This is a genomic window from Shimia sp. W99 (genome assembly GCF_053851455.3).
Genome location: NZ_JBSQBU020000001.1, coordinates 2688833 through 2701146 on the forward strand (window position 1 = coordinate 2688833; position 12314 = coordinate 2701146).

At 60.8% G+C, this 12314-nt stretch carries 12 protein-coding genes; 8 read left to right on the plus strand and 4 right to left on the minus strand.

Annotation, left to right across the window (positions count from 1 at the left end; translation table 11 throughout):
- Nucleotide 1: 1 nt before the first annotated feature.
- Nucleotides 2–1054 (minus strand): glycosyltransferase family 2 protein, encoded by a 1053-nt coding sequence (locus ACS3QZ_RS13215; protein ID WP_456038253.1) that lies wholly within the window; start codon nt 1052–1054, stop codon nt 2–4.
- Nucleotides 1055–1166: 112 nt separating this feature from the next.
- Complete coding sequence (locus tag ACS3QZ_RS13220; RefSeq protein ID WP_456038254.1) at nt 1167–1556, minus strand: RidA family protein; 390 nt, start codon at nt 1554–1556, stop codon at nt 1167–1169.
- A 173-nt stretch (nt 1557–1729) separates the two neighbouring features.
- Between ACS3QZ_RS13220 and ACS3QZ_RS13225 the strand changes: the two genes are divergently transcribed.
- From ACS3QZ_RS13225 to ACS3QZ_RS13245, 5 genes are all read left to right on the plus strand, one after another.
- A complete protein-coding gene (locus tag ACS3QZ_RS13225; RefSeq protein WP_456038255.1) occupies nt 1730–2509 on the plus strand; it encodes a creatininase family protein in 780 nt (259 codons plus the stop codon).
- A gap of 3 nt (nt 2510–2512) precedes the next feature.
- Entirely contained in the window at nt 2513–3733 is a 1221-nt protein-coding gene (locus ACS3QZ_RS13230) for an amidohydrolase family protein (RefSeq protein ID WP_456038256.1), read from the plus strand.
- Complete coding sequence (locus tag ACS3QZ_RS13235; protein WP_456038257.1) at nt 3730–5139, plus strand: FAD-binding oxidoreductase; 1410 nt, start codon at nt 3730–3732, stop codon at nt 5137–5139. The genes ACS3QZ_RS13230 and ACS3QZ_RS13235 overlap by 4 nt, the downstream gene beginning before the upstream one ends.
- 471 nt (nt 5140–5610) lie before the next feature.
- A complete protein-coding gene (locus ACS3QZ_RS13240) occupies nt 5611–7272 on the plus strand; it encodes an ABC transporter substrate-binding protein (protein WP_456038258.1) in 1662 nt (553 codons plus the stop codon).
- Between the two features lie 63 nt (nt 7273–7335).
- Nucleotides 7336–7818, plus strand: coding sequence for a DUF2165 family protein (locus ACS3QZ_RS13245; RefSeq protein WP_456038259.1), 483 nt, complete (start codon nt 7336–7338; stop codon nt 7816–7818).
- Here the strand turns inward: ACS3QZ_RS13245 and ACS3QZ_RS13250 are convergent.
- Nucleotides 7815–8801: a zinc ABC transporter substrate-binding protein gene (locus ACS3QZ_RS13250; protein ID WP_456038260.1), complete on the minus strand. Its 987-nt coding sequence runs from the start codon at nt 8799–8801 to the stop codon at nt 7815–7817. The two genes, ACS3QZ_RS13245 and ACS3QZ_RS13250, sit on opposite strands and share 4 nt — an antisense overlap.
- An 85-nt stretch (nt 8802–8886) precedes the next feature.
- Here ACS3QZ_RS13250 and ACS3QZ_RS13255 point away from each other — a divergent pair, with 85 nt between their 5' ends.
- From ACS3QZ_RS13255 to ACS3QZ_RS13265, 3 genes are read left to right on the plus strand one after another with little or no spacing between them, the layout of a single operon-like run.
- A complete protein-coding gene (locus tag ACS3QZ_RS13255; protein WP_456038261.1) occupies nt 8887–9366 on the plus strand; it encodes a transcriptional repressor in 480 nt (159 codons plus the stop codon).
- Entirely contained in the window at nt 9363–10127 is a 765-nt protein-coding gene (locus ACS3QZ_RS13260) for a metal ABC transporter ATP-binding protein (protein WP_456038262.1), read from the plus strand. Before ACS3QZ_RS13255 ends, ACS3QZ_RS13260 begins: the two co-directional genes overlap by 4 nt.
- Complete coding sequence (locus ACS3QZ_RS13265) at nt 10120–10914, plus strand: metal ABC transporter permease (protein WP_093091860.1); 795 nt, start codon at nt 10120–10122, stop codon at nt 10912–10914. The genes ACS3QZ_RS13260 and ACS3QZ_RS13265 overlap by 8 nt, the downstream gene beginning before the upstream one ends.
- Before the next feature lie 109 nt (nt 10915–11023).
- On the opposite strand, the gene ACS3QZ_RS13270 is transcribed toward ACS3QZ_RS13265, so the two are convergent.
- The gene (locus ACS3QZ_RS13270; protein WP_456038263.1) at nt 11024–12301 is read right to left on the minus strand and encodes a tetratricopeptide repeat protein; all 1278 of its coding nucleotides are present in this window, start codon (nt 12299–12301) and stop codon (nt 11024–11026) included.
- Between the last annotated feature and the right edge of the window lie 13 nt (nt 12302–12314).

Genomic DNA, 12314 nt, shown 5'->3' on the forward strand with positions numbered 1-12314 from the left:
TTCAGCCGGTTGTTTTGTTGGCTTCCTGATACCACCGAACCAGTTGCCGCTGCAAACGCTGTGACAACACCGCGCTGCTCCCGGCCACCAGAATCTCGGTCATCAACGCTTGATACGCCGGTCGGCTCACCAGTTCGTTAAACCGCGCCCGATGCCATGCCACGGACTGCTCGTGAAGCTCTACGACACCCGGCACCGCGCGCAACTCCTTCTCGGCCTCTTCCGTGGCAGGACGCATTCGCGACACGGAAGAGTCAGGCACAGAATTGAAGTTCCGTTCGATCCAATATGAAAGATCGACGGGCTTGTGTGCGCGGTTCGGCAAGCCGCGATCGCATTTGATGATGAAGGCCGCGGCCGACCGCACGGCATAGTGGTTCAACTCCACCAGATCACGCCCCACCCCAAGGTCAAACAGCGAAAGACGTTGCGGAAAACGGGCAAGAAACGGGTGCACCGGCTGCCCCGATCCATCGACGAAAACAGGCAAACCCGCTTTTTCTGGGTCTTTCTGCTTGGGGCGGTGCACGCCCAGTTGATTGAACGGCCCCTTGGCCCGGAACAGGGTCTTGAACAGGCTTGCCGAGATCGGGAACTGCAAATCCGCAGGGGCCGCGCTGGTGAATTGCTCGGTCACGGGGACGTCTTCGATCCCGACCACGTCGTTGTGCCCAAAAAGCCGCCACGGCAGCGCGATCGCATCGGTGTCTTCCGGCACCCTGTCCACAAGTGCCGGAAGACTGTTACCTTCGACATGGATGTTAAGAAATTCATCCACGTCCGATACCAATATCCAATCCGCCTTCTTGCGCAACGGATGGCGCCACGCCTGTCGCAAAGCCTGCCATTGAATGCTCTTTCCCGGCTTGGGTTCATGCGGCACATGGCAAATGATCCCGGCGACTTGCAACGCCTCGAGCATTTCGTGCGTGCCATCGTCGCAATTATTTGAAAAGATGAGAAAATCCGTCACGCCCGCGGCCCGGTGGTGGGCAATCCACTCCAGCAGATAAGGCCCTTCGTTTCGAACCGATGTCACACTGAGAACGCGCACGAATGCCTCTTCTTTCCTACCCCTGTGCTCTTGCTAGCACGACGCACGGCGCAGGCACATCCAAAGGAAACGCGCGCCGGTCAACCTGAGTCCTGCGGGTTACAGTGCTTGGTCAAGGCGCAGCGGCCAAGACCTCGATTTCGACCACGAATTCAGGACGTGTAAATCCGGACACGATCAGAAGGGTCGAGCTTGGCAATCTCTCGGCCTTTGCAAGGAAGGCGTCGCGCGCCGCCATGTAACCGTCCATGTGGTCACGATCCGTCACGAAGGCGGACACATGCACCACGTCTTCGGGCATCATGCCGGCCTCGGCGAGTATATGGCGGATGTTTTCGAAACAGATGTCAGCCTGCGCCCGCGCGCCGTGGGGCACTGTGCCATCCTGCGCCAAGCCCAGCTGGCCCGAAGTCCGGACAATCCGATGCCCAGCCGGGATTTCCACCCCATGTGAATAGCGGGCGAAGGGCGGTGCGATTGCGTCTGGGTTGAGCGGGCGCATGGAAATCTCCTGATCCTGACCCGGCAAAGACTTGCATTTTCCTCCACGCTTTGTAAATTTCCGACATCTCTGGCACAGACATAGGGCCACGTTCACCACCCACTCGGGGCGGCGCGTGGCTTTTGCATTTCTGCCTCGGCGTTGCGTTTCCCGACTTTTGGAAAGGCTGGCATATGCAGGGATACTGGTCCGATCTCAAGGCCCCTCAATTTCGCGATCTGCCCGCAGATACAATCGCGGTCCTCCCGCTTGGTGCGACAGAGCAACACGGGCCCCACCTGCCATTGTCCGTGGACAGCGACCTTGTTGACGCCGTGCTCTCGCGCAGCCTTCCCCTTTGGGACATAGGCACCAACGCGCTGATCCTGCCCACACTGCGCATCACCAAGAGTAACGAACACTCTAGCCATCCCGGCACCCTGGCGCTCTCAGCCACCACGCTTCTGGCGATGCTTGAAGACATCGGCGACAGCGTTGCGAGGGCCGGGATCACACGTCTTGCCATGCTGAACGGGCATGGCGGCAACACCGCCGTGCTTGAAATCGCCAGCCGCGAGATGCGCGTGAAACACGGCATGATCACGGCGCATGGCACCTGGTTCGGCTTTGCGGACTGGGACGGAGTGATGGCGCCGGACGACCTTGGACATGACCAGCACGGCGGTGACAGCGAAACCAGTCCGATGCTTGCCGCGCGCGCCGATCTTGTGGACATGCAGGCCACCAGGGATTTTCGCTCAAAAAGCCGGAAATGGCAGGCAGAGCAGAGATGGATCGGCCTCAATGGTCAGGCAATGCGCCCCGGTTGGATCATCGACGATCTGCAGGCCTCGGGGGCCTGCGGCGATGCTTCTGCGGCGACGGTCGAGAAAGGCGAGGCGATGTTGAACAGCGCCGCTCGCAACTTTGCCACTTTCTTGCGCGACTTCGCACATTTCGACCCGGGGGCGTAATCCGTGGAGACCCAAGCCATCGCCATCCTGCCCGACATTTCAATCCCATTGGACCTGATCCATCGACGGGAACAATTTCACGGCACCTCCGTCAATGATTGCGTGCACGGCGACTTGATCCTGAGCCGCGGCCGCGTCGTCGGGATGCGCCCGTCAGCGGCTACGCAAACTGCCCCACGCCTGCTGTTCCCGGCATTGACCGAGCCGCATTGCCACCTCGACAAGTGTCACACGATATCCCGAATGCCCCACTCCGGTGGCGATCTTCTCGCGGCCATCGAAGCCCAGATGAGGGACAAGGCATATTGGAGCGAAACCGACATCCGCACCCGCGCTCAACGGGGACTTGACGAGGCCATTTCGGCGGGATGCCACACGCTGCGCAGCCACGTGGACTGGGGGCACGAGGCCACACCTCCAACCGCGTGGCATGTGCTTTTGGAGTTGGCGCAAGAAAGCGCTTTGACCCTGCAACTCTCGCCGCTTGCCGGCATTGACCAGATGGCGGACCCGACTTTTGCGGCGACCGTGGCGCGGGTTGTTCCGGACGGCCATGCCCTTGGCGCTTTTGTTCTTGGCCACAGTCAAATCTCGACGGGACTCAAAAACACCTTCGCACTGGCAGCCGATCACGGTCTGCCGCTTGACTTTCACGTCGACGAAACTCTCGACCCGGCAATGAACGGCTTGGAAGCCATTGCCGATATGGCCCTGGAAACCCGTTTCGACGGGCCTATCCTCTGCGGGCACGCAGTCAGCCTTGCCACCCGCACACCTGATGACTTCAGGCGGATCGCGGACAAGCTGGCGCGTGCGCGGATCACCATTGTCGCCCTGCCCACGACCAACCTTTATCTTCAGGGGCGCGAACCGCATACACCCGGACTGCGCGGCCTGACCCCGCTTGGCGCACTGGCCGCGGCAGGTGTCCCGATCCTGTTGGGTAGCGACAATGTACGTGATGCCTTTTGCCCCGTGGGGCGGCACGACCCACTTTATGCGCTTGAACTGGCGATACTGGCCGGACATCTCGACCCGCCGCTCGGGCGCTGGTTGCGAAGCATCACCACCGATGCGCGCACCGCGCTTGGCATGAACCCCATGCCAAGCGACGGTGCTCATCTCAATGACCTGCGGATCGCAGATGCGAGCGATCTTTCGCACTTGATCAGCGGCGCAGCGCACAGGCCCGCAACTGACCTTCTGAAGGAGCATCTTCAATGACCGACAGCATATCCGGGAAATCCACACTCGACTGGACCAGCTTTGCCCGCGAACTCGCCCCTGTAGCAACCATCTCCGAGCCGGTTCTCGTCAAGAAACGATCGCGCGATTTCTTCTGGTACTCGCCTATCCTGAACAGCCAGCTACGCCGCAGCTTCGGCGACCTCGTAGCGCTGCCAAAGACACCCGAAGAAATGGCCCATTGCCTGAGTGTGGCCTTCGCGCATGACGCGCCGGTTGTGCTTCGCGGGGGCGGGACTGGCAATTACGGGCAGGCCGTACCGCTGGATGGCGGGCTGATCATAGAGACCACAGCGATGAACCGCATTCTGGACATCGGTGATGGCTATGTCACTGCCGAAGCCGGAGCCAATATCGAAGAGATCAACGCCGCCCTACACGCGAAAGGCTGGGAACTGGCCATCTTTCCGTCGACACAGGACATCGCCACCATCGGCGGTTTCATCGCAGGCGGTTCGTCGGGCATCGGATCGGTTGCCCAGGGCATGCTGCGCGATCCCGGAAACATCATTTCACTCAAGGCAATGAGCGTCGAGGACACTCCAAAGTTGCGCCTGTTTGAAGGCCAGGACGTCAACCAGATTCACCACGCCTGGGGGCTGAATGGCGTGATTACCGAAGTGACCCTTCGAACCGTACCGCACCGAAACTGGATCGGATGCATGGCGACGTTTGACACTTACCCTGAAGCCTACGGTGCCGGGCATGCACTGGCTTGCGCGCCCGATATCCATCGCAAGCTGGTGTCCACCGTGGATGCACGGATATGTGCATATTTCCCGCGCCTTGCGGATCACCTGCGCCCCGGAAAGCACCTGATGACCTCATTGGTTCCGGTCGAGGACATGGACGCCTACCGTGCCCTGATCGCCGAGCAAGGTGGCACCGTGGACCTTGCGATGTCCGAGACCGAGCTCAAGGCGGTCAAACTGCCCCATGTGTTCGAATTTGCCTATAACCATACCACACTCCAAGTCCTGAAGGCGGACCGCAGCGCGACCTATCTACAAGTGGGTTGTCCGACACCACCCGATCCCGCAGCGATTGCCGACCTTGGCCCCAAGCTTGGAAACGATGTGTGGCAGCACCACGAATTCGCGCTTCTGGATGGACAGATCGTCTCGTTTGATCTGCCGATCGTCTGGTATTCCACAGAAGACCGCCTTCACGAGATCGAGGCCACCTACGAGGCGAACGGCTTTCCGGTCTACGACGCGCATGTGTGCATGGTCGAAGGGGGCGGGCTCAAGAATGCCGACTACCGCCACCTAGCATGGAAAAAACGGATGGACCCGAAGGGGTTGCTGAACTCGGGAAAGTCGCGCGAATGGGAAAACGTGAAGCATAAGACGCCTGAAGAAATCGAGGCCATGATCCCCGGATGAAGGGCAACCAATGGCCCATTTGCGGATGGCTTTCGCCCAAAGGCACAGTGGAATGGCCGGAAAGCGACCCATGATGTCGAATATTGCACTCGTGGGGTCGTTATCGGACCAGAGGAATCAGCGCATGCAAACGCTACAATCACGTATGCTCTGGCATTCCGACAGCCCACTCCTGCCGGTTCCGGCCCCCTCCTCCACAGTTACCGACTGTGGCACGTCTCGGTCCGTCGCTCAGAGCACCTCACGAAAAAAAGATCGGAAATCTGTTGCATACCGGACCTATCATATGGCTGGATATGATCAGAGCGCAGTGCGGAAGGCATTGAATTGCCATGCAAAGCCCGATTCTTGGGACTGTCCCGAGGGGGGATCATACCCGAAACACCAAAGAGGCGGCCAACTGGGCCGCTGCAATAATGCAGGCACACTGCACACCGGGGCACCCCGGAATGACCAACAGAGAGGAACATCATGACTTTTTACAAACGTAACGGACAGCCGCTGCCTGACGTGATCGCGGACCAGGCGTCCAAGGTCGGCACTGACCCGGTCAACCGCCGCGAATTCCTGGCGCTGGCCAGCGCCTTCGGGGCAACTGCGGCAACCGCCTATTCGATGATCGGCATGGCCGCTCCGGCGCAGGCGGGCAGCCACGCCAAGATGGGCGGCACGGTGCGCATCCAGATGGAAGTGCGCGCGCTCAAGGATCCGCGCACCTATGACTGGTCGCAGATCGCCAACTTCTCGCGCGGGTGGCTGGAATATCTGATCACTTACGAAAACGACGGTACGTTCCAGCCGCAGCTTCTGGAAAGCTGGGACATCTCGGACGACGCCAAGACCTATACGCTGAATGTCCGCAAAGGCGTGAAGTGGAACAATGGCGACGATTTCACTGCGGAAGATGTTGCACGCAACATCATCGCATGGTGCGACAAGGACGTTGAGGGCAACTCGATGGCAGGCCGCTTTGCCACGCTGATCGATGCGAACACCAACAAGGCCATCGACGGTGCGGTCGAGGTTGTCGACAGCCATACGGTGCGCCTGAACCTGCCCAAGCCGGACATCTCACTTGTTCCGGGCATGGCCGACTACCCGGCTGCGATCGTGCACAGTTCACACAATGCCGACAACATGCTTGGCAATCCGGTCGGCACCGGCCCCTACCTGCCGGAAAGCCTCGAAGTGGGCGTCAAGGGTGTGCTCGTGCGCAACGAAAGCCATACCTGGTGGAACGAAGGTAACGGTGCGTTCATGGATCGCATCGAATATATCGACTACGGCACCGACCCGGCTGCGTGGATGGCTGCCGCAGAGGCCGAAGAAGTCGACATGCTCTACTCGGTTGACGGCGAATTCATCGACATCATCTCGTCTCTGGACGGCTGGATCGAGAACGAGGTTGTCACCATGGCCACCATCGTTATCCGCCCGAACCAGCTTGCCGAAGTGGACGGCATGAAGCCATACGCCGACAAGCGCGTGCGCCAGGCCATCGCCATGGCCGTGGACAACAACGTTTTGCTGGAACTTGGCTATGACGGGCGCGGTGTTGTCGCGGCCAACCACCATGTTGGCCCGGCCCATCCGGAATATGCCGACATCGGCATGCCCAAGCATGATCCGGCGGCGGCCAAGGCGCTTCTGGACGAAGCGGGCATGGGCGATTTCGAGATGGAAATCCATTCGATTGATGATGCATGGCGCAAGAACACCACCGACGCTGTCGCCGCGCAGTTGCGCGACGCAGGCTTCAACGTCAAGCGCACCATCCTGCCAGGTTCGACCTTCTGGAACGACTGGACCAAGTATCCGTTCTCGTCGACCAACTGGAACCATCGCCCGCTCGGCGTTCAGATCTGGGCGCTGGCCTACAAGTCGGGTGAAGCGTGGAACGAGTTCGGCTATTCCAACCCCGATTTCGACGCCATTCTGGAGGAAGCACTGGCCACGGCTGACGTTGAAAAGCGTCGCGCGCTGATGGCCAAGGGCGAAGCGATCCTGCAAGAGGACGCTGTCACGATCCAGCCTTACTGGCGGTCGCTCTACAACCACGCCCGCGAGGGTCTGGCCGGTGCGGCACACCACATTTCGTTCGAGATCCGTCCGGCAGACCTCGCCTGGACCTGATCCCGACCTGAAGCAACATGCGGGCCGCCTTCGGGTGGCCCGTTTTCATGAGAGGACATCCCCATGGACATGACGCTTTTCGCGCAAACCGTATCGCTGGCACTTCCGGCAGCGTGGCTGACAACCGGGGTCCGCGACAATATCCTGCACCCTCCAGTGAACGAGGTCTTCACGGCACAGGTTCTGACTATGGAGCGTATGCGCAATGACTGGCCACAGGAATATGCCCGCGTCGAACACCGGGCCATCAAGAATCGCGGGGTTCAGAAGGGGCTTTTTCGCCTGATTGTCGCGTCGGAACTCGTCACCGCGCTGATCATGTGGGCTGGCGTCGTTCTCTTGGGGCTGGCCGCTTCGGGTGTAGCGCTGCCATCACTGGCACGCGATGTCGCCCTGACCGGCGCGCTGTTGTTCACCGCGATCTGGGCCATGTTCACCATCGTCGGCAACCATTTCAGCTATTGGTTTGCCCATGAAGGCGCCCAGAACACCCATTTTCAACTGGTGCTCTGGGGCATGGCCAACATGGTCTTTCTCAGCATCTAGCCCTTTGGCTCAAGGCAGGTTGCAAACTGTTCGCCCATGCGGATGATAAGGCGCTGATAGAGACCGCTTCCCTCGTCCAGCCCCACACCAATCGGATCCAGCTCGGCCACCGGAATCTCTCCGTTTTCCGAAATCGCCGCGACGATCTTGGGGTCGAACTGCGGTTCGGTGAAGATGCAGTGCACCTGTTCGTGCTCCAGCTCCTCATGCAGCGCGCGCAGACGCCCCGCGCTCGGGGGGGCGCCGTCGCTGTGCAAAAGCGCCCCTGTCAGGTGCAGTCCAAAGCGGGTTTCGAAATACTGGTAGGCATCGTGGAATACGACAAACCGACGGTCGCCCACCGGTTCAAGACGCGCACGGATTTCCTCTGTCAGCGCCACAAGATCGGCCGACAAAGTCGCGGCGTTGCCGTCATAGATGGCGGCGTTGCCGGGATCCATCTCGGAAAGCTGAGCGGCAATCGCATGAACCCAGACCTGTGCATTGACCGGGTCGAGCCAGGCATGCGGGTCAAGCCCGTCATGATCGTGATCATGCGCGTCTTCCGAGCCATGCGCATCGTGATCATCATGCGCTTCGTGTTCGTCGTCGCCGTGCTCTGAATGCTCTTCCTCACTGTCATGATCAAAGATTACCCCGTCACGAAAGGACAGACGGCGGGTATCGTTCACGTCCAGAAGTGTAATCTGCACTGCCGACCCGGCGAGCGTTCCAATGGTCTCTTCAAGTGACGGTGTAAGCTCCGGCCCGATCCAGATAACGAGATTAGCCTCCTGAAGCGCGCGGGCTTCGGACGGGCGCATGGCATAGTCATGCGGCGATGTACCAGGGCGGATCAAAAGCTTGGGGGTGCCGACACCGTGCATGACGCCAGCCACGAGGGACTGAACCGGGGCGATATCGGTCACGACCTTGGGCACTTCGGCCTGCGCAAAAACAGGCCACGCAAGCAGGGCAGGGAAGAAGCGGGCAAATCTGGACATATGGGTGGACCTTCGGATAAAAGAGATTCTGGCTCTAAAAGAAATGTTATACTATATCAAGTGCCATTTCTAAGAAAGGACTCCGATGAGCGAAATCGGATTTGAGAAACATGATCACACGGCATGCATGGCCGGTGCGCTGGACGCGGCGGAAAGCGCCTGCGAAGCGCGCGGGTTGCGCCTTACCAAAGGGAGGCGGCGCGTTCTGGAGATCCTGTTGCAGGAACACCGGGCCATGGGCGCTTATGACATTTTGGGGTTAATGGCCGATGAAGGCTACGGCGCACAGCCGCCCGTGGTCTATCGCGCTCTCGACTTTCTCGTTGGCAACGGGTTCGCGCACAAGATCGAGCGGCTGAACGCCTATATTGCCTGCTCACATCCGGGCGACGATCACGCGCCGGTGTTCCTGATCTGCCGCGACTGTGGTGTTGTGGCCGAAACCGGCATGTCGCTTAGAACCAGCCTTGGGGCAGCTGCTGAACGGGTCGGATTTGCCATTGAAACCACGGTCATCGAGGCCGAGGGGCTGTGCCCCGCCTGTCGTGAAAAGAGCGCCGCATGAGCCTTATCACGGTATCCGGGCTCAGCATTTCGCATGGTGATCACCAAGCCCTTTCGAATGTGGACCTGAACATCGACAAGGGCGAGATCGTCACCATTGTCGGACCGAACGGGTCGGGCAAAACCACGCTTTTACGCTGTATTATCGGGGCGTTACGCCCCAACGCGGGCGAGGTGAAGCGCGCGGCGGGCCTGCGCATCGGCTATGTCCCTCAAAGCCTGAGCATTGACCAGACCCTGCCGCTTAGAGTGGAACGTTTCCTGTCCCTGCCCTGCCGCCGCGCGCCTGGCGACATTGCGGCCGCACTGGTACAGGCCGGGGCCGCAGGGTTGGCTGACAGGCAAATGACCGGACTTTCGGGCGGACAATTCCAAAGGGTCCTGCTGGCTCGCGCGTTACTTGAAAAGCCGGACCTTCTGATCCTGGACGAGCCAACAACCGGGCTGGATCAACCGGGATCGGCCGACCTTTATGCCCAGATCGAACAGGTGCGCCGCGAAACCGGGGCCGCCATCCTGATGGTGAGCCACGAGTTGCACGTGGTCATGAGTGCGAGCGACCGGGTGATCTGTCTGAACGGGCATGTGTGTTGTCATGGCACGCCCGAGATCGTCGCCTCGGCGCCGGAATACCGGGCGCTGTTTGGCACCGGGACACATGGGGCACTGGCGCTTTATCGCCATGAACACGACCACCACCACGATCACGAAAACTGCGATCATGATCACACGCACGACCACGAGGCACATACCCATGCTTGACGATTTCCTCGTGCGTGCGCTGTTGGCCGGGATCGGCGTGGCGCTGGCTGCCGCGCCTTTGGGGTGTTTCGTGGTCTGGCGCCGGATGGCCTATTTCGGAGACGCCACCGCGCATGCCGCGATCCTGGGTGTGGCGTTGTCGCTGGCCTTTGGAACCTCTGTCTTTGTTGGGGCTTTGGCGGTCGCGCTGGTCATGGCGCTTACCGTTTCAACCCTCTCGGGGCGCGGCTATGCAATGGATACGTTGCTCGGTGTTCTGGCGCATTCCGCGCTGGCCTTTGGACTTGTCGCGGTGAGCTTTCTGCAGGGCGTGCGGCTCGACCTGATGTCTTACCTGTTTGGCGATATTCTTGCCGTGGGCAAAGGCGATCTGGCTGTGATCTGGTCAGGAGTGGCCTTGGTAATCGGGTTGATGGCATGGCGCTGGCAGGGATTGCTGACGGCAACATTGAACCCCGACCTCGCCTATGCCAGCGGCATTGATCCCAAGCGCGAACAGATGGTTCTGACGCTGGGGCTGGCGCTGGTGGTTGCAGTGGCGATCAAGGTGGTCGGGGCATTGCTGATCGTGGCCCTGCTGATCATCCCGGCGGCAAGCGCGCGGGCCTTGGCGCGCTCGCCTGAAAGCATGGCGTTTGGGGCGGCGGGTATTGGTGCGGCCTCGGCCATGGGCGGACTGTGGGCATCCTATCACTATGACACCCCGGCGGGTCCGTCGATCGTATGTGTGGCGGCGATTATTTTCGCATTCAGCAATTTATGGGCCAGAATCGGGTTAACACGCTGATTTAGCGGCAAAACACGGTTCGGTTTCACGTCGGTATAACGTCGGTATTACGTCGGTACGGATTGCATGTCTCCACGAAAGCAGCCGCTTTAAGTCGCCGTGCGCAAGGTTACGTTAACCCCGCAACGGGTGGGGCATCGGCCAATATGGGGCGCCGGGTCGCAAGGCTGCGCCGGGCCTCATCGGCACGGCCGAGCTTCAGAAGGATATTGGCATAGGTCAGCTCCAGGAGATCGCGCTGCGCGCGGCTGCCACCGATCCTTTGCGCGGTCGCCAGCACGGGCGTGAGTTCCGCCAAGGCCCCGGCCCAATCGCCCCGCGCCACCGCCCGCCATGTACGCGCCACCGGGGCGATGAGGTCGCCGGCAAAGCCCTGATCGGTGTCTGCCAGCACGGCAAGCCGTTCGCCTTCGCCGGCCATGGCATGCGCGAGGGCCACATGCATGTCGGCAAAGCTTTGTCCCGGATTGGGAAAGAAGGACGCGGCATAGTCACTGAGCGTTTTCCAGCGCGCCGGGTCCACCCCGATTCCAGCCAGTTCGGCGCGGTGATAGATTGCGGCGGCATCGGTCACGACATTGAGCGGCAGGCCGTGGGCCGATCCCGGCGCAACGCCACTGTCCACTGCGCGCCACATGGTTTGTGCCTCGCCCTCATGCAGCGCCCAAAGCGCAGAATGCCAGCTGAGGTGGCAATGCAGCAGGCCGCGCGTGTCATAATCGGCCAGCCATGTATCGAGATAGGCGCGCCCGGCGGCTGTCTCTCCGATCTCGTACTGGGCGTGGGCCTTGAAATGCACGCCATGCGCGTTGTCGGGATTGATCGCCAGCGCCCGTTCCATCAGCGCCAGCGACTCGTCGGCCTCGCCCACTTCACAGAGCGACAGAGCATGCATGGACATCATCCACCAATCCTCGCCGTAATGCGGGAACAGGGTGCTGGTGTAGGCAAAGAGGTCCGCCTCGCGCCCGACCTTTCCCGAAAAGCCGATCAGCCCGAAGATGTTGGTGCAAAGCTGCGCCAGCAGCGCGTCGCGGGGGAATTCCTGCACATGGGCGCGCACAAGGTGGCGGGCTTCAACGGCCTTGCCTGCCAGAAGCGCCGCCATGGCCGCTATATGCTGGGCTTCGCGGCGAGCGGACGTGCCGAGCGCTTCGGCCGTGGCGATGCTGGCCTTGGCCCCGGCCATGTCCCCGCCCATCATCCGCGCGCGGGCCAATCCGGCATGACCAAGGGCAAAGCCCGGATCGGCGGCGACGCAGGCGTCAAACTCGGCGATGGGGCCATATTGCCCGCTCAGGAACAGGCGCACGCCGCGATCATAGGCATCGCGGGCCGCGGTGGATGTGGTGGTGACGGGATTCTCGTAGTGATCCTTCAATGCCATGGTGGGCCTCCTG